At 74.5% G+C, this 23204-nt stretch carries 6 protein-coding genes; all 6 read right to left on the bottom strand.

Features of this window, described 5'->3' with window-relative positions; translation table 11 throughout:
- Nucleotides 1-32: 32 nt before the first annotated feature.
- The 6 genes from ACA514_RS05185 to ACA514_RS05160 are packed head-to-tail and all read right to left on the bottom strand — an operon-like array spanning nt 33 to nt 22880.
- The gene (locus ACA514_RS05185; RefSeq protein WP_375039822.1) at nt 33-764 is read right to left on the bottom strand and encodes a thioesterase II family protein; all 732 of its coding nucleotides are present in this window, start codon (nt 762-764) and stop codon (nt 33-35) included.
- Nucleotides 761-1411 (bottom strand): GNAT family N-acetyltransferase, encoded by a 651-nt coding sequence (locus ACA514_RS05180; protein ID WP_375039821.1) that lies wholly within the window; start codon nt 1409-1411, stop codon nt 761-763. The genes ACA514_RS05185 and ACA514_RS05180 overlap by 4 nt, the downstream gene beginning before the upstream one ends.
- The gene (locus ACA514_RS05175; protein ID WP_375039820.1) at nt 1404-1613 is read right to left on the bottom strand and encodes an MbtH family protein; all 210 of its coding nucleotides are present in this window, start codon (nt 1611-1613) and stop codon (nt 1404-1406) included. The genes ACA514_RS05180 and ACA514_RS05175 overlap by 8 nt, the downstream gene beginning before the upstream one ends.
- Nucleotides 1610-5545 carry an amino acid adenylation domain-containing protein gene (locus tag ACA514_RS05170; protein WP_375039819.1) on the bottom strand — a complete coding sequence of 1312 codons (3936 nt, stop codon included), beginning with the start codon at nt 5543-5545 and terminating at the stop codon, nt 1610-1612. The genes ACA514_RS05175 and ACA514_RS05170 overlap by 4 nt, the downstream gene beginning before the upstream one ends.
- A complete protein-coding gene (locus ACA514_RS05165) occupies nt 5542-13299 on the bottom strand; it encodes an amino acid adenylation domain-containing protein (RefSeq protein WP_375039818.1) in 7758 nt (2585 codons plus the stop codon). Before ACA514_RS05165 ends, ACA514_RS05170 begins: the two co-directional genes overlap by 4 nt.
- Nucleotides 13296-22880 carry an amino acid adenylation domain-containing protein gene (locus ACA514_RS05160; protein WP_375039817.1) on the bottom strand — a complete coding sequence of 3195 codons (9585 nt, stop codon included), beginning with the start codon at nt 22878-22880 and terminating at the stop codon, nt 13296-13298. The genes ACA514_RS05165 and ACA514_RS05160 overlap by 4 nt, the downstream gene beginning before the upstream one ends.
- Nucleotides 22881-23204: the final 324 nt, after the last annotated feature.

The raw sequence follows: 23204 nt of genomic DNA, 5'->3' as shown, positions 1-23204 counted from the left end.
GTCGGGACTTCCGGCCACCGGTCCGCCGCCCTTCAGCCGGGGACTTCGAGGGTGCGGTGGACCTCGGCGATGACCTGCGGCTGGCGGTCGGTCAGGTAGAAGTGGCCGCCGGGCAGGACCTTCAGCGCGAAACGGCCGTCGGTGATCTGCGCCCAGCCCTTGGCCTGCGCCTCGGTGACGTGCGTGTCGGCGTCCCCGATGATCGCGGTGACCGGGACGGTCAGCCGCGTCCCGTCCCGGTGCGCGTAGGCCTCGATCAGCGCGAAGTCGTTGCGGACGTACGGCAGGACGAGCTCGCGCAGCTCCGGGTCCCGCATCGCCTCGCCGTCGGTGCCGCCGAGCTCCAGCATCGCCTCGACCACGCCGTCGTCGTCCCGCTCCGCCACCCGCTCGCCGGAACGGTCGTGCGGGGGACGGGCGCCGGAGGCGAAGACGTGCACCGGCGGGGTGCCGCGCTCCTGCAGCAGCCGCGCCACCTCGTAGGCCAGCACGGCGCCCATGCTGTGCCCGAACAGCGCCGCCGGGCGGTCCATCAGCGGCGCCATCGCGCCCGCGATGAGCCGGGCGAGCTGGTGCGCGTCGGTGACGAACGCGTCCGCCATCCGGTCGGCGCGGCCGGGGTACTGGACGGCCTGCACCTCGACGGCCGGGCTGACCGCCTTCGCCCAGGACCGGTAGAACACCGCGGAACCGCCCGCGTGCGGCAGGCAGAACAGCCGCATCGACGCCCACGGCCGGGTCTCCGGGCAGCGGAACCAGCTCACGTGATCAGCTCCTCCTCCTCGTGCCGGCGGGACGCGGCGCGCGGGTCGTGCGGCAGCGGCCACGGCGCGACCCGCGGGTCCGGGACCAGCTTGGCCGCGGTGGTCTCCGCCGCCACCTTGAAGCCGCGGCGCCGGTAGTTCGCCATCGCGTTCGGATGATCGAGCGTACTGGTGCGCAGCCAGACCCGCGAGGCGGGGCCGCTGCCGCGCGCCCACAGCCCGCCGCGCTGCCACGCCCGCCGGGTGCACTGCTCGACCAGGTAGCCGCCGTAGCCGCGGCCGACGAACGCGGGGGTCAGCCCGACGAGGTGGATCTCGGTGTCGCCGCCGGGCTGGGCCTCCAGCTCGAAGAACCCGGCGATCGTCCCCTCGGCCATCACCAGCCAGGTGGACAGCTCGGGGCGCTCCACCCAGGCGCGCCAGTCGGCGTAGGTCCACGGGAAGCGGTCCGTCCAGCAGACGCGGGCGCCGACCATCGCGTACAGGGCCCGGTTGACGTCCGCGGACGGCACCCCCGCCAGGGTGAAGGTCATCTCGACGCCGGGCAGCGGCGCGGGCCGCAGGTCGGCGGCGTCGAGCATTTCCATCGCCCACTCGGTGACCGCGGGGATCTCCAGGTGGGCGCCCCCCGCCGCCAGGTCACTCACCCATGGCCTCGATGAGGCTCTTCGGCCGCATGTCGGTCCAGTTCTCCTCGATGTAGTCCAGGCAGGCCTGCCGGGTGTCCTCGGCCTTGGCGACCGTCCACCCGGCGGGGACCTCGGCGAACGACGGCCACAGGGAGTGCTGGCCCTCGTCGTTGACGAGGACGACGTACGTGCCGTCGGCGTCCTCGAAGGGGTTCGTCATCGGTATCCCTTTCCCTGCTTCCCGAGCGTCGGGTCGTTGACATGCAGTTTGTCGAGTCTGGCGGCGAGGACCGCGCCCATCTCGGCGGCCGGTGCCGGCTCCAGCAGGAAGTGGTGCTCGACGTCCAGCGGGTAGTCCTCGATCTGCCCCTCGACGAGCGGCCCCCAGTTGGACGGCCCGGTCGGCGAGTCCGCGGTGCGGCCCCGCAGGGCGGTGAAGAAGACGACGTCGCCGCGGAACCGGCCGGGCCGGTACCGCTCGGCCTGGTGGAGCCCGTTCTCGTAGTTGCGGTAGACGTTGACGAGGTCGTCCTCGCGGAGGGTGGCGAGGGCGTCGTCGCGTTCGGCGAGCACCGCCATGATCTGGGCCATGTCGGGGTTGCCGTCCGCGGCGACCATCCGCGCGTCGATCCCGATGGACTCCAGCAGCTCGGGCAGGATCTCCCGCTTCTCCGACTCCAGGTCCTGGCCGTGGTAGGCGTCGATGAGGGCGAGCAGCCCGACGCGTTCGCCGGCGGCCTGGAGCCGGACGGCCATCTCGTAGGCGATGAGCCCGCCGAGCGACCAGCCCGCGAGGTGGTAGGGGCCGGACGGCCGGACGGTGCGGATCTGCTCCAGGTAGTCCTGCGCCATCTCCTCGACCGAGCCGGGCAGGTCCTCCCGGGTGAACGCGCTGCCCTGCAGCCCGTAGATGGGCTGGTCGGGGCCGAGGTGGCGCTGGAACTGCAGATAGCTCCAGGCCAGCCCGCCGGCGGGGTGGACGAAGAAGACCGGCGGCCGGTCCCCGGTGGTGCGGATCGGCAGCAGCATCTCGAAGCCGAGCCGGTCCTCGGGCTCGCCGGCGTGGACGAGCGCCTCGACGGTCTGGTGGGTGAACACGTCGCGGGGGGTCAGCTCGATCCCGGCCTGCCGGGCGCGGGTGACGAGCTTCAGCGCGGCGATGCTGTCGCCGCCGAGGTCGAAGAAGCTGGCGTCGGCGCCGACCCGGTCGAGGCCGAGGACGTCCGCGACGATCCCGCAGAGCGCCTCCTCCTCGGGCGTGGCCGGGTCCCGCCCGGCGGCGGCCGCGGCGTAGTCGGGGGCGGGCAGGGCGCGCCGGTCGAGCTTGCCGTTCGGGCCGACGGGGAAGGTGGCGAGCCGGACGAACGCGGCGGGCACCATGTACTCCGGCAGCCGCGCCGCGACGAACTCCTTCAGCCCCTCCGTCTCCGGGGCGATGACGTAGGCGACGATGGTCTTGACGCCGGGGGCGTCCTCGCGGGCGACGACGGCGGCGTTGGCGACGGCCGGGTGCGCGGTGAGGGCGGCCTCGATCTCGCCCAGCTCGATCCGGAACCCGCGGATCTTCACCTGGAGGTCGGCACGGTCGACGTACTCCAGGGTGCCGTCGGGGCGGTGCCGGACGAGGTCGCCCGTCCGGTACATGCGGGACCCGGGCGGCCCGAACGGGTCGGGCACGAACCGCTCCCCGGTGAGGGACGCGCGCCGCAGGTAGCCGCGGCCGAGCCCGGCTCCCGCGATGTAGGCCTCGCCGACCACGCCGGGCGGGACGGGCCGCAGCCCCCGGTCGAGGACGTACACGCGCCGGTCGTCCATCGGCCGGCCGAGGAGCGCGGTCCGCTCCGCGGGGTCGGCGAGCCGCGCCCGTTGCCGGTCGATGGTGGTGTAGGTGGTGGCCTCGGTGGGGCCGTAGACGTTGCCGACCTCGGTGTCGGGGCAGGCGGCGAGGACCTTGCGGGCCGCGGCGCTGGAGCCGGACTCGCCGCCGGTGAGGACCTCGCGGAGCCCCGCGAACGCCCGCGGCCGCTCGTCGGCGACCAGGTTGAACAGCGTCGTGGTGAGGAACAGGCCGGTGACGCCGTGCGCGCGGACCAGCTCCTCGATCGCCTCGCCGGTCAGGTGGCCGGGCGGCGCGACGGCGGTGGCGCCGCCGTGCAGCAGCGGCGTCCAGATCTCGTAGATGTGCGCGTCGAAGGCGTGCGGCGAGTGGAACAGCACCCGGTCATGGGCGCCGCCGCGCAGCTCACCGTCGGTGGCGAGGGCGACGGCGTCGGCGTGGCGGAGCATGACGCCCTTCGGCACGCCGGTCGAGCCGGAGGTGAACAGCACGCAGGCGAGCTGCTCGGGATGGCACGGGACGTCCGGGGCGGTGGCGGGCTGGGCGGCGGTCTCCGGGTCGTCGTCCACGGCCAGCACGTGCGCGGAGGTGTCGAGGGCGGCGACGCGGTCCCGCATCGGGGTGTTGACGAGCAGGACGGGCGCGTCGACCTCGGCGACCGCCCACGCCGTCCGCTCGGGCGGGTAGGCGTGGTGGATCGGCGCGTAGGCGCCGCCCGCCTTCAGGACGGCCAGGGACGCCACGACGGTGTCGGCCGACCGCTCCAGCAGGGCGGCGACGGGCGTCTCGCGGCGGACGCCGAGCCCGGTCAGCCGGTGCGCCAGCCGGTTCGCGCGCTCGTCCAGCTCCGCGTAGGTGAGGGTCTCCTCCCCCGCGACGACGGCGACGGCGTCCGGGGTCGCGGCGAGCTGCTCGGCGAAGCGGCCGGTCAGCGTGCCGGGGCGGCGCTGCGTCCCGGGGCCCTGCCAGGCCCGCTGGACGAGGTCGCGCTCGTCGTCCTCCAGCACGTCGATGCGGCCGAGCGGCAGGTCGGGGCGGTGCGCGACGGACTCCAGGATGCGGACGAACCGGCGCATCAGCCGCTGCGCCCCGTCCTCGGTGAACAGGTCGGCGCGGAAGTCCAGCCGCAGCGACAGCCCCCGGCCCGGCACGGCGGCGAGGGTCAGCGGGTAGTGCGAGGCGTCGTGGCCGTCGACGTCGTGGAGGGTGAGGCCGCCGAGGTCGGTGCCGGCGGCGTCCGGGTCGAACGGGTAGTTCTCCAGGACGGTCATGGTGTCGAACAGCGCCCCGGTGCCGGCGAGCCGATGGATGTCCGACAGGCCGAGATGGTGGTGCGCCATCAGCGCGGCCTGCTCGTCCTGGAGGCGGGTGAGCGCGGCGGCGACGGTGTCGCCGGGACGGACCCGCACGCGGATCGGCAGCGTGTTGATGAACAGGCCGATCATCTGCTCGACACCGGGCAGCTCGGGCGGGCGCCCGGACACGGCCGCGCCGAACACCACGTCGTCCGAGCCGGTGAGGCGGCCGAGGAGCGCGCCCCAGCCGAGCTGGAGCACCGTGTTGAGGGTGACGCCCTGGGCGCGGGCGCGCGCGGACAGCGCGGAGGTGAGGTCCTCGGTGAGCCGGATCCGGACGCGGCCGGGCGCGCCCGCGCCGGCATCGGCGGGCTCGCCGGCGCCGGGCGCGACGAGGGTCGGCCCCTCGACGCCGTCGAGCGCGCGGCGCCAGGCGTCCTCGGCGGCGGGCCGGTCCTGCGCGGCGATCCACGCGAGGTAGTTCTTGTACGGGGTGACGCGCGGCATGCCGGTGTCGTCGCCCTGGGCGAGGTACAGCGCGAACAGCTCGGTCTGCAGGACGGGCGTGGACCAGCCGTCCAGCAGGATGTGGTGGTTGGTGAACACCATCCGGTGCAGGCCGTCCGCCAGCCTGATCAGCAGGAAGCGCAGCAGCGGCGGCCGGGCCATGTCGAACGGGCGGGTCCGCTCGGCCTCGGCGAGCTCGCGCGCCCGCGCGTCCCGCTCGGCCTCGGGCAGCCCGGTCAGGTCGGCGTCCTCCCACGGCAGCCGGACGGTCCGGTGCACGACCTGGACGGGCGAGCCCTCCTTGCGCTGCCGGAACCCGGCGCGCAGGTTGGCGTGCCGGCGCAGCAGCGTCGCGGCGGCGGCGCGCAGCGCGTCGGCGTCCAGCGGGCCGCGCAGGTCGAACACGATCTGCGCGGTGTAGACGTCGTGCCCGGAGTCGTACAGGGCGTGGAAGAACAGGCCCTGCTGCAACGGGGACAGCGGGAGGATGTCCTCAAGCTGCGACTTGGTCAATCCAGCTCCCCTTCACCGTCGAGTTCGGCGGCGAGCTCGTCGATCTCGTCCTGGCTGACGTCGACCAGGGACAGGTCGGACGGGGTGAACCCGCCGACGGGCCCGTCGGCGGGCGCGTCCACGACGTGCGCGACGAGGCCGCGCAGCGCCGCGAACCAGCGTCCGGCGAGGTCGCGGACGGCGTCCTCGTCGAACAGGGCGCCCGCGTAGGTCCAGGTGGCGCTCAGCTCGGGGCCGCCGGGCAGGTCGCGGGTGTGCGCGTTGGCCTCGACGGCGTGGACGAGGCCGAGCGCGCCGTCCTGCCCGCCGCCGAGCGCCTCGGCGTCGGCCTGGCCGGCGGGCCCCCAGTCGGTGGCCTCGGGCACGGCGGACCGGCCGAGGTAGTTGAAGGCGATCTGCGGGTGCGGGCGCCCGCCGAGCCGCCGCCCGGCGGACGGGTTGAGGTGGCGCAGCAGCCCGTACCCGATGCCGTTGTCGGGGATCTCCCGCAGCTGCTCCTTGACCCGCTTCAGCGCGGTGCCGACGGCCTGCCCGCCCTCGCGGACGTCGCCGGGCTCCACCCAGCCGGCGTCCAGCCGGACCGGGTAGATCGCGGTGAACCAGCCGGCGGTGCGGGACAGGTCGACGCCCGGCACGATCTCCTCGCGGCCGTGGCCCTCCAGGTCGATGAGGACGGCGGTGTCGTCGGACACGCCCCGGTCGCGGCGCCATTCGGCGACGGCGAGGGCGAGGGCGGTGAGCAGGACGTCGTTGGCGCGGCCGTGGAAGGCGGCCGGGACGTCGGTGAGCAGCGGCCCGGTGACGTCGGCGGGCAGGTCGAGGGTGAGGTGCCGGGCCGTCCCGAACGTGTCGGACCGGGCGTCGAGGGCGCGGGCGCCGAGGACGGGGTCGGGGGTGGCGAGGACGTCCTCCCACAGCGGCAGCTCGGCGGTGCGGGACGGGTCGGACGCCTCGGCGACCAGGCGCTGCGCCCAGCGGCGGAACGAGGTCGGGACCGGGTCGAGCGTCCCGCCGGCCCAGGCGGTGACGAGGTCGGGCAGCAGGATCCGCCAGGACACGCCGTCCACGACCAGGTGGTGCAGGGTCAGCAGGAGGCGGCCGGAGCGTTCGGACCCCGCGTCGAACCAGACGAGCTGCGCCATCGTCCCGGCTTCGGGGTCGAGGCGGTCGCGGGCGGCGCGGGCCTGCTCGGCGAGGACGGCGCGCAGCGGGCCGCCGTCCAGGCCGGCGACATCCACGCGGTGGACCAGCGGCGCCGCGTCGACCGCGCCGGGCTCGGCGACCTCGAACTCGCCGTCCCGCATGCGGAGGCGCAGGACGTCGTGGTGGTCCAGGACGGTCTGGAGCGCCGCCGCCAGCTCGTCGACGCCGAGGTCCGGCGGGACCTGGAGCAGCATCCGCTGGCTGTAGCCGGCGACGGGGCCGTCCAGCTCCTGGAACCAGCGCATGATCGGGGTCGCGGGGACCTGGCCGATGCCCGCGCCGGGCGCCTCTGCCTCGACCCGCTCGTCCTCACCGACCGGCCGCGCAACGGCCGCCAGCTCCTCGACGGTCTGGTGCTGGAAGACGTCGCGGGGCGTGATGACCAGGCCGGACTGCCGCGCCCGGGAGACGAGCTGGATCGCGATGATGGAGTCGCCGCCGAGGTCGAAGAACCCGTCGTCGATCCCGGCCCGCTCCAGGTTGAGGACCTCGGCGAACAGCCCGGCGAGCGCCTCCTCCTCCGGGGTGCGCGGCGCGCGCGACGACGCCTTCGCGGAGAAGTCGGGCGCGGGCAGCGCCTTGCGGTCGAGCTTGCCGTTGGAGGTCAGCGGGATCGCGTCCAGCTCGACCACGGCGGCCGGGACCATGTAGTCGGGCAGGCTCCGGCCGGCGAACGCGCGCAGCCCGGCCTGGTCGACCTCGCCGGTGCCGACGACGTAGGCGATCAGCCGGTCGTCGCGGACGACCACGGCCGCGTCCGCCACCGCGTCGTGCCTGGTCAGCGCCGACTGGACCTCGCCCAGCTCGATGCGGAAGCCGCGCAACTGGACCTGCTGGTCGGCGCGGCCGAGGTATTCGAGCGAGCCGTCGCCGTGCCAGCGGGCCAGGTCGCCGGTGCGGTACATGCGGGTGCCGGGCTTGCCGTGCGGGTCGGCGACGAACCGCTCGGCGGTCAGACCGGACCGGTTGAGGTAGCCGCGCGCCAGGCCCGCGCCCGCCACGTACAGCTCCCCGGCGACGCCGGGCGGGACGGGCTGCAGACGATCGTCCAGGACGTAGATGCGCAGGTCGGGGATGCCGGTGCCGATGAAGCTGCCGGGCGCCGTGGCCGCATGGACCCGGTCGAGCGCGATGTAGGAGACGTGGACGGTCGTCTCGGTGATCCCGTACATGTTGACGAGCGTGGGCGCGTCCTCGGGACGCCGCGCGTACCAGTCTTCGAGGCGTCCGAGGTCGAGGGCCTCGCCGCCGAAGACGATGTAGCGCAGCGCCAGCTCGGTGCCCGGGTTCGCCTTGTCGGCCGCCATCAGCTGGTAGAACGCCGACGGCGTCTGGTTCAGGACGGTGACCCGCTCGTCGGCCAGGAGCTTCAGGAACTCCTCCGGCGAACGCGACGTCAGGTGCGGGACGACCACGAGACGCCCGCCGTGCAGGAGCGGCCCCCACAGCTCCCACACCGAGAAGTCGAACGCGTAGGAGTGGAACAGCGTCCACACGTCGTCGGGCCCGAAGTGGAACCACTCTTCGGTGGATCGGAGCAGGCGGACGACGTTCTGGTGCGGCACCACGACGCCCTTGGGACGCCCGGTCGAACCCGAGGTGTAGATGACGTACGCCGGGTTGTCCGGCGAGATCGCCACGCCCAGGTTCGCGTCGTCGTAGCCGGACGCGTCCAGGTCGTCCGGACGCAGGGTCAGGACGGGCTCGGCGTCCTGGACCATGTACGCGATCCGGTCCTCCGGATACGCCGGGTCGATCGGAACGTAGGCGGCTCCGGCCTTCAGCACGGCGAGGATCGCCACGACCAGGTCGGCCGAGCGCGGCAGGGCGAGTGCCACGAACTGCTCGGGGCCGACGCCCTGCTCGACCAGTCGGCGCGCCAGCCGGTTCGCCCGCGCGTTCACCTCGCCGTACGTCAGCGACACACCCTCGAACGACACCGCCACCGCGCCCGGACGCGCCGCAGCCTGCGCCTCGAACAGCGCCGGAATCGTCGACCGCTCCACCTCGGGCGCCCTGCCGCCCGCCCATCTGCGCAGGATGGTGCGGCGTTCCGAACGCTCCAGGATCTCGGCGGTGCCGATCGGCGCGTCGGGGTCGGCGACGAGGTCGCGGACGAGCCGCTCGAACCGTCCGGCGATCGCGACGGCCGTGCCGGTGTCGAACAGGTCGAGGGCGTATTCGAGGCCGGCCTCGATCCCGGCGGGCGCGCCGTCGTCGCCGTGCCGTTCCTCCAGGTAGAGGGACAGGTCGTACTTGGCGGCGCCGGCGGTCAGGGGTTCGGCGCCGCCGGTCAGCCCGGCCGGCTCCAGCCGCGCCTCCGGGTTGTTCTGGAACGCCAGCATGACCTGGAACAGCGGGTGCCGGGCCATCGACCGGGCCGGGTTCAGCGCCTCGACGAGCCGCTCGAACGGCAGGTCCTGGTGGGCGTAGGCGGCGAGGTCGGTCTCCTTGGCCCGGGAGATCAGCTCGCGGAACGAGGGGTCGCCGGAGGTGTCGGTGCGCAGCACGAGCATGTTGACGAACATGCCGACGAGGTCGTCCAGGGCCTCGTCGGTGCGGCCCGCGATCGGCGACCCGATCGGCACGTCCGTGCCGGCGCCGAGCCGGGTCAGCAGCGCGGCGTAGGCGGCCTGCATGACCATGAACAGGCTCGCGCCGCTCTCGCGCGCGAGGCGCAGCAGCCCCGCGTGCAGTTCGGCGTCGAGTTCGAAGGCGTGCGTACCGCCCCGGTGGGACGCCTCCGCCGGACGCGGCCGGTCGGTGGGCAGCTCCAGCTCCTCGGGAAGCCCGGCGAGCGCGTCACGCCAGTAGGCGATCTGCTGGGAGATCAGGCTCTCGGGGTCGTCCTCGGAACCGAACAGCTCGCGCTGCCAGAGGGTGTAGTCGGCGTACTGCACCGGCAGCGGCGCCCACTGCGGCGCGCGGCCCTCCGCGCGGGCCGCGTAGGCGGTGATCACGTCGCGGGCCAGCGGCGCCATGGACCAGCCGTCCGCCGCGATGTGGTGCAGCACCATCATCAGGACGTGGCCGCCGCCGTCGAGCGCGAACAGCCGGGCCCGCAGCGGCGGCTCCACCGACAGGTCGAAGCCGCGTCCGACCTCGGCGGCGAGCGCCGCGGGCAGCGCGGCCTCCCCGGTCGCGGTGACGTCGAGGCGGGGCCGGGCGGCGGCCGGGTCCAGCACGAGCTGGCGGGCGCTGCCCGACCCGTCCGGGAAGATCGTCCGCAGCGACTCGTGGCGTTCGGCGACGTCGGCGAGGGCGGCGCGGAGCGCGTCCAGGTCCAGGGCCCCGTCCAGGCGCAGCGCGGCCGGCATGTTGAAGGTCGCGGACGCGCCCTCGAACCGGTTGAGGAACCACAGCCGCTGCTGCGCGTACGACAGCGGCACGACCTCGGGGCGTTCCGCGCGCGCCAGCGGCGGGCGCACCTCCCCGCCCGCCTCGGCGAGCCGTCCGGCGAGCCCGGCGGGGGTCGGCGCCTCGAACAGCGCGCGGAGGGGCAACTCGGCGCCCAGCGCGGTGCGGATCCTGCTGACCAGGCGGGTCGCGGTGAGGGAGTCGCCGCCGAGGTCGAAGAACCCGTCGCCGGCGCCGACGTGCGGCACGCCGAGGACCTCCGCGAACAGCCCGCACAGGATCTCCTCGTGCGGCGAGCGCGGCGCGCGGCCGGCGGACGCGCCGGCCGGGGCGCCGGCCGGGGCGCCGGGCGCGGGCAGGGCGGAGCGGTCCAGTTTCCCGTTGACGGTCAGCGGCAGCGCGTCCAGCACGGTGAACGCGGGGACCATGTAGTCGGGCAGCCGCTCGGCCGCGAACCGCCGCAGCGCGGCGGCGTCGAGGGTCGCCTGCCGGGCCGCGGGCACGACGTAGGCGACGAGCCGCCTGTCGCCGGGGCGGTCCTCGCGGACCACGACGGCGGCCTGGGCGACGCCGTCGAACCCGGCGACGACGCTCTCGATCTCGCCGGGCTCGACCCGGAAGCCGCGGATCTTGACCTGGTCGTCGGCGCGGCCGAGGTACTCGACCGCGCCGTCCGGCAGCCACCGGGCGAGGTCGCCGGTCCGGTACATGCGGTCGCCGGGGGTGCCGAACGGGTCGGCGACGAACCGCTCCGCCGACAGCGACGGCCGCCCGAAGTAGCCGCGCGCGAGCTGCGCCCCGGCGAGGTACAGCTCGCCGGGGACGCCGGGCGGGACGGGCTGGAGCGCGGCGTCCAGCACGTAGGCGCGGGTGTTGCGGTGCGGTGCGCCGATCGAGACGCGCCCGGCCCGCGCGACGACCTGGTTCATCGTGTCGATGGTCGACTCGGTGGGCCCGTAGAGGTTCCGGGTGGTCACGCCGGGGGTCTCCCGCAGTTCCGCCCACAGGCCGTCGCTGAAGGCCTCCCCGCCGAGGAGCAGGTGCGTGGGCAGGTGGCGGCCGTCGTCGCTGAGCAGGCCCGCTTCGCGGAGCGAGGCGAAGTGCGACGGTGTGGTGTTGACCAGGTCGATCCGTTCGCGCGCCACGTACGCGGTGTACGCCTCGACGTCGCGGCGCGTGGCGTCGTCGATGAGGTGCAGCTCGTGGCCGTGCATCATCCACAGCAGGCCGTGCCACGAGGTGTCGAACGAGAAGGACGCGAGGTGCGCGAACCGCATCCGGCGCCCGCCGGCCGCCTCGACCGCCGGATCGATGAACGCGTCCCGGTGGGCCTCGTAGTAGTTCAGGACGCCGGTGTGCGGGATCGTCACGCCCTTCGGTCGCCCCGTGGAGCCCGAGGTGTAGATGACGTAGGCGGCGTTGCCGGAGCGCAGCGGCCGGACGCGATCGGCGTCGGCCGGGTCGTGCGCGGGCCGTCCGGTGCCCTGCGGGAAGTCATCGGCGGTGATGGTGAGGGCGGGACGGCAGTCGTCCAGCATGTAGGCGATGCGGTCGGCCGGATACTCGGGGTCGATCGGGACGTACGCGGCGCCCGCCTTCAGCACGCCGAGGATCGCCACGACGATCTGCGGGGTGCGCGGCAGGACGATCGCGACGCGGTCCTCGGCGCCGATGCCGCGCGCGATCAGCTCGTGCGCGAGCCGGTTGGCGCGCTCGTTCAGCTCGGCGTAGGTGAGCACCGTGCGGTCGCACACCAGCGCGGTGTCGCCGGGCGTGCGCGCGGCCTGGGCCTCGAACAGCGCGGGCAGCGTGCCCGCCGGGACGTCGGCGGACGTGTCGTTCCAGCGCGCGAGGGCGGTGCGCTCCTCGTCGCTAGCCAGGCCGACAGCCCCGATGAGCTGGGACGAGTCCTCGGCGAACGCTTCGAGGAAGCGGCGGACGCGGGCCAGCAGCGCCTCGACGACGTCGTGCTCGAACACGTCGGGCCGGTAGTGCAGCCGCAGCGACAGCCGGTCGTCCGGCACGGCGACGAACGACAGCGGGAAATGGGTCGCGTCGTAGGAGTCGGCGGAGGCGATGCGGACGCCGTTCAGCGAGCCGTCCAGCATGGCCGGGTCGAACGGATAGTTCTCCAGCACCGTCATCGTGTCGAACAGCGCGCCGCCGTGGCCCGCGACCCGCTGGATGTCGGTGAGGCCGAGGTGGTGGTGGGCCAGCAGCGCGGTCTGCTCCTCCTGGAGCCGCTCCATCAGCGCCGCGAGGGACTCGTCCGGGCGGTGCCGCACGCGGATCGGCAGCGTGTTGATGAACAGGCCGATCATCTGCTCGATGCCGGGCAGCTCTGGCGGGCGGCCGGAGACGGTCGCGCCGAACACCACGTCGCCGCTGCCGAGGAACCGGCCGAGGACCAGGCCCCACGCGCCCTGAAGGACGGTGCTGAGCGTGACGCCGTGCCGGCGGGCCGCCCGGGAGAGGCGGCGGGTGGTGCGCTCGTCCAGTTCGGCGATGGTGCGTTCCGGCGGGCGCGGGGCGCGGGCGGCGGCCTCCGGCGCGACGAGGCTCGGCTCCTCGACCCCTTCGAGGGCGCGGCGCCAGGCCTCCTCGGCGGCCGCGCGGTCCTGCTTCGCCAGCCACGCCAGGTAGTTCTTGTACGGGGTGACGCGCGGGAAGCCGGTGTCGTGGCCGCCCTGCACGTACAGCATGAACAGCTCGGTCGCCAGGATCGGCGTGGACCAGCCGTCCAGCAGGATGTGGTGGTTGGTGAGGATGAGGCGGTGCCGCGCCGGCCCCGTCCGGACGAGGACGAAGCGCAGCAGCGGCGGCGCGGTCATGTCGAAGCCGCGCGCCCGCTCGCGTGCCACGATCGCGTCGGCCTCGGCGGCGTCCGCCGCGTCGATCTCCTCCCACGGCAGCTCGACGGTGCGCGGGACGACCTGGACGGGCCGCGACAGGTCCTCGTGCCAGAACGCCGCCCGCAGGTTGGAGTGCCTGCGCAGCAGCGTCTCGGCGGCCGTCCGCAGCGCCCCGGCGTCGAGCGGCCCGTCGAGGTCGAGGACGAGCTGCGCGGTGTAGACGTCCCTGCCGTCGGCACCGTCGCCCGCACTGCCGTCGCCGGCGTCGAACAGCGCGTGGAAGAAGAAGCCCTGCTGCAAGGGAGACAGCGGCAGGATGTCCTCGAGGTCCCCCCGGTTCACGTCTGCTTCCTCCAGGCGCTCTGCAGCTTGTCGATCTCGCTCTGATCCAGGTCCACGAGCAGGTCGGACGGGGTGAACCCGCCGGCGGCGCCGTCATCGCCGGCCGCGGCGACGTGCGCGGCGAGGCCGCGCAGCGCGGTGGACCAGCCGTCGGCCAGCTCGCGGACGGCGGCCTCCTCCAGCAGCCCGCCGGGCCACGTCCACGTCGCCGACAGCACCGGGCCCCCGGCCAGGTCGCGGGTGACCGCGTTGATCTCCAGGACGTGCGCGACGGGCATCCGCGGGTCCTCGCCGGCGGGGACGTCCTCCGGCGCGAGCGTCCAGTCGCCGTCCCCGTCGCCGGGCGCGACGCGGCCGAGGTAGTTGAACGCGATCGGCGCGGCGGGCGGTTCGGCGAGCTCCTCGGCGGCGTCGCCGCCGCCGTAGCGCAGCAGGCCGTAGCCGATGCCGCCGTCCGGGACGGCCCGCAGCTGCTCCTTGACCTTCTTGATGGCGGTGCCGACGGCGGCGCCGCCGTCGCGGACCGCCGCCCAGTCGACGGCGCCGGCGTCGAGGCGGACGGGATGGATGGTGGTGAACCAGCCGGCGGTCCGGGACAGGTCCACGCCGGGCACGACGTCCTCGCGGCCGTGGCCTTCGAGATCGATGAGCACGTCGGTGCCGCGGTGCCGGTCGCCGGCCGCACCGTGGTGGCGGCGCCACTGCGCGACGGCGAGCGCGAGCCCGGCGAGCAGGACGTCGTTGACGCGGCCGTGGTAGGCGGCGGGCACGTCGGTGAGCAGCGGGCCGGTGACGTCGGCGGGCAGCTCGACGGTCAGCGACCGGGTGCGGGCGGCGATGTCGACGCGCGGGTCCAGGGCGCGCGGGGCGAGCCGCTGCGGCGGGCCGTCCACGATGTCGAGCCAGTCCTCCAGCTCGTCCTCGCGGTCGGCGGCGGTGGCGGTGAGCCGCTGCGCCCACCGGCGGAACGAGGTCGGGACCGGGTCGAGCGCGCCGCCCGCCCAGGCGGTGACGAGGTCGGGCAGCAGGATCCGCCAGGTGACGCCGTCCACGACGAGGTGGTGCAGGACGACGAGGAGGCGGCCCTGGTCGCGGCCCGCGTCGAACCAGACGAGCTGCGCCGTCGTCCCGGCTTCGGGGTCGAGGCGGTCGCGGGCGGCGGTGGCCTGCTCGCCGATGACGACGGCGCGCTTGTCGGCGTCGAGGCCCGCGATGTCCACCCGGGTGACCAGGTCCGCGGCGTCGACCGTGCCGGGCTGCCGCACGACCGGCCGCCACTGGCCGCCGTCGGCGTCCAGGCGGAGCCGGAGGACGTCGTGGTGGTCCAGGACGGTCTGGAACGCGGCGGCGAGCCGGTCGGCGCCGAGCGCGGGCGGGGTGCGCAGCAGCATCGACTGGTGGAAGCCGCCGATCAGCGACGCGTCGCCGCCGACCCGCTCGCGCAGCCACGCGACGATCGGGGTGACCGGGACCGGGCCGACGCCCGCGCCGGGCGCCTCCGCCTCGACCCGCTCGTCCTCGCCCACCGGCCGCGCGACCGCGGCCAGCTCCTCCACCGTCTGATGCTGGAAGACGTCGCGAGGCGTGATCACCAGGCCGGACTGCCGCGCCCGGGAAACGAGCTGGATCGCGATGATGGAGTCGCCGCCGAGATCGAAGAACCCGTCGTCGATCCCGACCCGCTCCAGGTTCAGCACTTCCCGGAACAGGCCCGCGAGCGCCTCCTCCTCGGCGGTGCGCGGCGCGCGCGACGACACCTTCGCCGAGAAGTCCGGCGCGGGCAGCGCCTTGCGGTCCAGCTTGCCGTTGACGGTGAGCGGCAGCGCGTCCAGCTCCACGACCACGGCCGGGACCATGTGGTCGGGCAGGTCGCCACCGGCGAACTTGCGCAGCTCCGCCGAGTCCACCGGCGCGGAGGCGACCACGTACGCGACGAGCCGGTCGTCGCGGACGACCACGGCCGCGTCCGCCACCGCGTCGTGCCTGGTCAGCACCGACTCGATCTCGCCCGGCTCGATGCGGAAGCCGCGCAGCTGCACCTGCTGGTCGCTGCGGCCGAGGTATTCGAGGCGGCCGTCGTCCAGCCACCGCCCGACGTCGCCCGTCCGGTACATGCGGGTGCCGGGTTCGCCGTGCGGGTCGGCGACGAACCGCTCGGCGGTCAGCCCGGACCGGTTGAGGTAGCCGCGCGCCAGGCCCGGCCCCGCCACGTACAGCTCCCCGGCGACGCCGGGCGGGACGGGCTGGAGACGATCGTCCAGGACGTAGACCCGCAGGTCGGGGATGCCAACGCCGACGACGCTGCCGGGGGCGGTCGCGGCGTAGGCGCGGTCCAAAGCGACGTACGAGACGTGCACCGTGGTCTCGGTGATCCCGTACATGTTGACGAGCGTCGGCGCGTCTTCCGGATGCCGCGCGTACCAGTCCTCCAGGCGGCCCAGTTCGAGGGCCTCGCCGCCGAACACGATGTAGCGCAGCGCCAGTTCCGTGCCCGGATTTGCCTTGTCCGCCGCCATCAGCTGGTAGAACGCCGACGGCGTCTGGTTCAGGACGGTCACCCGCTCGTCCGCCAGCAGCTTCAGGAACTCGTCCGGCGAACGCGACGTCAGGTACGGCACGACGACGAGACGGCCGCCATAGAGCAGCGAGCCCCACAGCTCCCAGACGGTGAAGTCGAACGCGTAGGAGTGGAAGAGTGTCCACACGTCGTCGGGGCCGAAGTCGAACCAGTGCACCGTGGAGCGCAGCAGGCGAACGACGTTCTGGTGCGGCACCACGACGCCCTTGGGACGCCCGGTCGAACCCGAGGTGTAGATGACGTACGCCGGGTTGTCCGGCGCGATCGCCACACCCAGGTTCGCGTCGTCGTAGCCGGACGCGTCGAGATCGTCCGGCCCGATGGTCAGGACGGGCCCGGCGTCCTCGACCATGTAGGCGATCCGGTCCTCCGGGTAGTCCGGGTCCATCGGGACGTAGGCCGCGCCCGACTTCAGCACGGCCAGGATCGCCACGACCAGGTCCGCCGAGCGCGGCAGTTTCAACGCCACGAACTGCTCGGGGCCGACGCCCCGCTCGACCAGGCGGCGCGCCAGCCGGTTCGCCCGCGCGTTCACCTCGCCGTACGTCAGCGACACGCCCTCGAACGACACCGCCACCGCATCCGGACGCGCCGCAGCCTGCGCCTCGAACAGCGCCGGAATCGTCGACCGCTCCACCTCGGGCGCCCTGCCGCCGGCCCAGTCGCCGAGGATCAGTTCGCGTTCGGCCGGGTCGAGGACGGCGGCGGCGCCGATGGGCGCGTCGGGGTCGGCGAGCAGCGCGGCCAGGTGCCGCTCGAAGCGGGCGACCAGCCGCCGCGCGGTGGCCGGGTCGTAGAGGTCGAGCGCGTACTCCAGCTCGCCGTCGAGGCCGTCCTCGCGCTCGGTGAGGATCATCAGCAGGTCGAACCGGGACACCCCGGCGTGCAGCGGCTCCACCTCGGCGCTGAACCCCGGCATCTCCAGCCGCGCCTCGGGGTTGTTCTGGAACGTCAGCCCGACCTGGAACAGCGGGTGCCGGGCGAGGTGCCGCGGCGGGTTGAGGACCTCGACGAGCCGCTCGAACGGGACGTCCTGGTGGGCGTAGGCGGCGAGGTCGGTCTCCTTCACCCGCGCGACCAGCTCGCGGAACGTCGGGTCGCCGGAGGTGTCGGTGCGGAACACCAGCATGTTGACGAACATGCCGACGAGGTCGTCCAGGGCCTCGTCGGTGCGGCCCGCGATCGGCGACCCGATCGGCACGTCCGTGCCCGCCCCGAGCCGGGTCAGCAGCGCGGCGAACGCGGCCTGGGCGACCATGAACGGGCTGGCGCCGGTGGCGAGGGACAGCTCGCGCAGCGCGGCGTGCACGTCCGGGCCGAGCCGGAAGCGGGCCGTCGCGCCGCGGTAGGACGCCTCCGCCGGACGCGGCCGGTCCGTCGGCAGCTCCAGCTCCTCGGGAAGCCCCGCCAGCGCGTCACGCCAGTAGGCGATCTGCTGGGAGATCAGGCTTTCCGGGTCGTCCTCGGAACCGAACAGTTCCTGCTGCCAGAGGGTGTAGTCGGCGTACTGCACCGGCAGCGGTGCCCAGTCCGGCGCGGTGCCCTCCGCGCGCGCGGCGTAGGCGGTGATGAAGTCGCGGGCGAGCGGCGCCATCGACCAGCCGTCACCACCGACATGCTGGAGGAGGAGCAGCACGACGTGCTCGTCCCGCGCGAGCCGGAACAGGTGCGTGCGCAGCGGCGGCTCGGCGGAGATGTCGAAGGCGTAGCCGGCCGCCATGGCCAGCCGCGACGGCAGCTCGGCCTCCGTCGTCCCGGTGATCTCCAGTTCCGGGCACGCGGCGGCCGCGTCCAGCACCAGCTGGCGGGGCACTCCCCCGCTGTCGGGCAGGATCGTGCGCAGCGTCTCGTGCCGCCCCACCAGGTCGCCGACGGCGGCGCGGAGCGCGTCCACGTCGAGCGGGCCGCGGATGCGCAGCGCGATCGGCATGTTGTAGGTGGCCGACGGGCCCTCGAACCGGTTGAGGAACCACTGCCGCTGCTGCGCGTACGACGGCGGGACGGTCTCGGGCCGCTCGCGCGGCTCCAGCGCGGGACGGCTCGGCGCGGCGTCCCGGCCGTCCAGCAGCGCGGCGAGCCCGGCCACGGTCGGCGCCTCGAACAGCGCGCGGACGGGCAGCTCCGTGTGCAGCATGCGGCGGACCCGGCTCACGACCCGCATCGCGATCAGCGAGTTGCCGCCGAGCGCGAAGAAGTCGTCGTCGGCGCCGACGCGGCCGAGGCCCAGCAGGTCGGCGAAGACGGCGGCGACGGCCTCCTCCCGCTCCCCGGACGGCGCGCGGTAGGCGGTGGCCGGGACGGCGGGCGCGAGGTCCGGCTTCGGCAGCGCCTTGGTGTCGACCTTGCCGTTCGGAGTGAGCGGCATCCTCTCCAGCACGACGACGGCGGCGGGCACCATCGACTCGGGCAGGTGCTCGCGGACGTGGGCGCGCAGCTCCCCGGGGTCGACCGTCGCGCCGGGCGCGGCCACGACGTAGGCGACGAGCCGCTTGACCGCCGGGCCCTCGGCGGGCTCGGCGACCTGGACGAGGGTGACGCCGGGCAGGTCGAGGCCGTCCACGGTGACCGCGGCGCGGGTGGCGGCCACCTGCTCCAGGATGCGCAGGTACCAGCCGGTGAGCCGCTCGGCGGTGCCGGCGTCGAACAGGTCCCGCGCGTACTCCAGCGTGCCGGCGAGGCCGCCGTCCGGGGCGTCCTCCAGCAGGAACTCCAGGTCGAACTTCGCGACGCCCGGGTCCACCGGCTCGACCGCGACGTTCAGGCCGGGCAGCTCGACCGACGGCTCGGGATTGTTCTGCAGGGTCAGCATGACCTGGAACAGCGGGTGCCGGGCCAGCGACCGGACCGGGTTCAGCACCTCGACGAGCCGCTCGAACGGGACGTCCTGGTGGGCGTAGGCGCCGAGGTCGGCCTCCCGGACCCGCGCGAGGAGCTCGGCGAACGACGGGTCGCCGGAGGTGTCGGTGCGCAGCACGAGCGTGTTGACGAACACGCCGACCAGGTCGTCGAGGGCCTGGTCGGTGCGGCCCGCGATCGGCGACCCGATCGGGACGTCGGTCCCCGCGCCGAGCCGGGTGAGCAGCGCGGCGAGCGCGGCCTGCAGCACCATGAACACGCTGACCTGGTGGTCGCGGGCGACGGCGCGCAGCCCCTCGCCGAGGTCCGCCGGGACCTCGAAGGCGGCCTGCCCGCCCCGGTAGGAGGCGCGCTCGGGGCGCGGCCGGTCCAGCGGCAGGGCGATCTGGTCGGGCAGCCCGGCGAGGGCGTCCTTCCAGTAGGCGATCTGGCGGGCGGCGAGGCCGTCCGGGTCGTCCTCGGAGCCGAGCAGCTCGCGCTGCCAGAGCGCGTAGTCGGCGTACTGGACGGGCAGCGGCGCCCACTCGGGCGCCTTCCCCTCGCGGCGCGCCAGGTAGGCGGTGATGACGTCGCGGGCCAGCGGCGCCAGCGACCAGCCGTCGCCGGCGATGTGGTGCAGGACGAGCAGCAGCAGGTGCTCGTCCTCCCCGGACCCGTTCGCGCCGAGCCGGTACAGGTGCGCGCGGACGGGCAGGTCGGACGCCAGGTCGAACCCGCGCGTCGCGTCGGCGAACAGCGTCCCGGACAGGTCGCCCGGGTCGGCCTCGCCGATCGTCAGCGGCGGGTCGGCGTCGGCCGGGTCCAGGATGATCTGGACCGGTTCGCCGTCGGCGTCGCCGAAGACGGTGCGCAGCGACTCGTGCCGGGCCACGACGTCGCGGAGCGCGGCGCGCATGGCGTCGACGTCGAGCACGCCGGTCAGCCGCAGCGGGATCGGCATGTTGTAGGTGCCGGTGCGGCCTTCGAGCCGGTTGAGGAACCAGAGGCGCTCCTGCGCGTGCGACACCGGCAGCGGGTCGGGCCGCTCCGCCGGCCGCACCGCCGGGCGCCGGGCGCCGGTCCCGGACGCGGCGATCCGCTCGGCGAGGGCCGCCACGGTCGGCGTCTCGAACAGCGCCCGGACGGGCAGCTCCACGTTCAGCGCGGCGCGGGCCCGCGCGACGACGCGGGTGGCCTTCAGCGAGTCGCCGCCGTGGTCGAAGAACCCGTCGTCGACGCCGACCCGCTCCACGCCGAGGACGTCGGCGAAGATCCCGGCGAGGATCTCCTCGCGGGCGTCGCGCGGCCCCCGCGCGGACTCCGGCGCGGCGAAGTCCGGCTCGGGCAGCGCGGCCCGGTCGAGCTTCCCGTTCGGGTTGAGCGGCATCGCGTCCAGCGCCACGATCGCCGACGGCACCATGTAGGCGGGCAGCGTCCTCCCGGCGAACGCGCGCAGCTCCTGAGCGGACACCGTGTGCGCGGCGGGGCCGGCGACGTAGCCGGCGAGGACGGTGTCGCCCGCGGCGTCGCGGCGGGCCACCACCACGCTCTGCGCCACGGCGGGGTGGGCCGACAGCGCCGCCTCGACCTCGCCCAGCTCGATCCGGAAGCCGCGGACCTTGACCTGGTGGTCGAGGCGGCCGAGGTACTCGATGTTCCCGTCGCGGTTCCAGCGGACGAGGTCGCCCGTCCGGTACATCCGCTCGCCGGGGCCGCCGAACGGGCACGCCACGAACCGGTCGGCGGTCAGCGACGGGCGGCGCAGGTAGCCGCGCGCGAGGCCGTCGCCGGCCACGTACAGCTCGCCGGGCACGCCGACCGGGACGGGACGCAGCCGCTCGTCCAGCACGTACGCGCGGGTGTTGGCCATCGGGCCGCCGATGGGCGCCGCCCCGGAGGCGTTGCCGTCGTCGAACCAGCCCGTCACGAAGACCGTCGCCTCGGTGGGGCCGTAGATGTTGGAGATCCGCGCGTCCGGCAGCAGCGCCCGGACGTCCTTCAGCAGCCGCGGCGGCAGCGCCTCCCCGCCCAGCGCCACGTCCTCCACGTCGAGCCGGAAGTCCTTGCGGGCCAGCAGCACCGACACCGCCGACGGCACGCCGCTGATCAGCGAGCCGGACCAGCCGCCCCGCTCGGCGACCTCGAGCAGGTCGCGGACGACCTCGATCTCGCCGCCGGCCGTCAGCGGCACCAGCCACTCGAACAGCGACACGTCGAAGTTCAGCGACGTGGAGAACAGGACGCGGCGCATCCGCTCGGGCCCGTATCCCACCATCGACTCCGCGCAGAAGTCGATCACGTTCGCGTGCGAGACGACGACGCCCTTCGGGCGGCCCGTCGAGCCCGAGGTGTAGATGACGTAGGCGGGGTTGCCCGGGCGGAGCGGCCGGACGCGGTCGGCGTCGGTCAGGTCGTCCCCGGGCAGGCCGCCGAGGTCGAGGGCGTCGAGCTCGACGCGGGGCGTGCCGCCGGGCAGCTCGGCCGACCGGGTCGTGATGACGCAGGCGGGCGCGGCGTCGTCCAGCATGTAGGCGATCCGGTCCGCCGGGTAGGCGGGGTCGACCGGCTGGTAGGCGGCGCCCGCCTTCAGCACCGCCAGCGCCGCGACCACGAGGTCCGCGTCGCGCGGGAGGGCGAGCGCGACGAAGTCCTCGGCGCCGACGCCGCGCGCGACGAGGTGCCGGGCGAGCCGGTTCGCACGCGCGTTGAGGTCGGCGTAGGAGAGCCGGACGCCGCCGGCGACCACGGCCGTGCGGCCGGGGGTCCGCGCCGCCTGCGCCTCGACGAGCTCCGGGACGACGGCGGGCGCGACCGGGTGCGCCGTGTCGTTCCACTCGCGCAGGACGAGGTCGCGCTCCGCGTCGTCGAGCAGCTCCACGTCCCGCAGCGGGGTCGACGGGTCCACCTCGCCGAGCGTGCGCATGAACCGGACGTACCGGTCGTGGTGCGCGGCGACCTGCTCCGCGGAGTACAGGTCGGGGTGCGCCTCGAAGTCGACCCGGATCCCGGCGCCGTCGAGGTTGTCGTAGATGTTGATCGCGAGGTCGTCGATCGGGCCGATCGTGAGGGCGTGCATCCGCGCCGGCAGCCCGGCGAAGTCGAGCCGGTAGTCGAACGCCATGATGTTGATGACCGGCCCGTACAGCCGGCGCCGCTCGCCGAGCAGCTTCAGGTCGCGCAGCAGGTCCTCGCGGCGGTACCGCTGGTGGCGCAGCGCCCGCGCGCTCGCCCGCGTCGCGGCGCGGACCAGCTCGTCCACCGTCATGTCCGGGCGGACGCGCACGCGCAGCGGCAGGATCGTCGACAGCATCGCCGGCGTCTCCTTGGCGACCCGCGTGGTGCGGCCGCTGACCGCGAGGCCGAGGATGACGTCCTCGGTGCCGGTCATCCGCGCCACGTACGCGGCGGTCGCCGCGATCGCGAGGCCCTGCGTGGCGGTGCGCAGCCGCCGGGCGCCGGACGCGAGCGCCGCGGACTCCTCCGGCGGGACGACCTTGACCCGGCTGATGAAGTCGGCGGTGGGCGCGGCCATGTCGTCGGCCAGGCTCACCGCGACCGGCTTGTCGGCGAACCGCTCCGTCCAGTACGCGCGGTCCCGCTCGAACTTGTCCGACGCCCGGTACTCCTCCTCCTCGGCGAGGACCCGGCGGTAGTCGCCGAGTTCCGCCGGCACGTACTCGCCGCCGTTCGCCAGCGAGGTGTACACCTCCGCGGCGCGGTGCATGATCAGCGGTCCGCTGTGGCCGTCCTGGATCGCGTGGTGCGCGCGGATGAACCACCGGTGGAGCACGGGCGACAGCCGCAGCATCGCGGTCACGAACAGCCGCTCGCCGTCCAGCGGCAGCGGCTCCGCCATCCGCGCCCGCATCCACGCCCGCGCCGCCGCGTCCGGGTCGGGCTCGCCGGACACGTCCACCAAGGGGACCGAGGCGCTCGCGTCCGGATCGAGGACCTGCCGCACCGCCCCGTCCCGCTCGGCGAACCGGACGTGCAGCGCCAGCACCTCGTGCGCGCCGATCCGCGCGATGCGGTCGAAGAGTTCGTGGTCGAGCGGGCCCTCGATCTCGATGTACTGCGCGATGTGAATCGGCGTCTCGGGAGCCAACTGCTGCGCGTACCAGACGCTCTGCTGAGCGGCCGAAAGAGGAACGTACTCGGTGGGCGACATCAAGTGCTTTCCCGGTCGAAGGGGGTTTGCTTTGTGCCAGGCATCGGCTTCCGGAAGGCGCCGGCGGGCGGAAATTCAAACAGAATGACCACAGAACTGATCGGGCTGCTCCCCGTCCCCTTTCACCCGAGTCCCCTTCCGGAACGCGGCGGCGCGCGAAACCCGGGGGTCGACGCCCCGTGGTCCCGCCCATACAGAGCGCCGCCGTTTTCGCCCTCGACCGGGACCCGCCCCGCGCCCCATCGTCCTACTCAGGAGTAGCGGGGCCACAGTTAACCAGCCCGTCACATGCCTCGCAATCCCCTCGAAAGTAGAACTTGACCC

It is taken from the genome of Actinomadura sp. NTSP31, from assembly GCF_041951385.1.
Taxonomy (GTDB): Bacteria; Actinomycetota; Actinomycetes; order Streptosporangiales; family Streptosporangiaceae; genus Spirillospora; species Spirillospora napierensis.
The sequence above is the reverse complement of the archived record's forward strand: the minus strand, read 5'-3'. Positions and strand labels throughout refer to the sequence as shown.

What these genes read in the sequence shown, in the direction of transcription:
- ACA514_RS05175 (WP_375039820.1), bottom strand. Translation starts at nt 1,613, where the DNA reads ATGACGAACCCCTTCGAGGACGCCGACGGCACGTACGTCGTCCTCGTC.
- ACA514_RS05160 (WP_375039817.1), bottom strand. Translation starts at nt 22,880, where the DNA reads ATGTCGCCCACCGAGTACGTTCCTCTTTCGGCCGCTCAGCAGAGCGTC.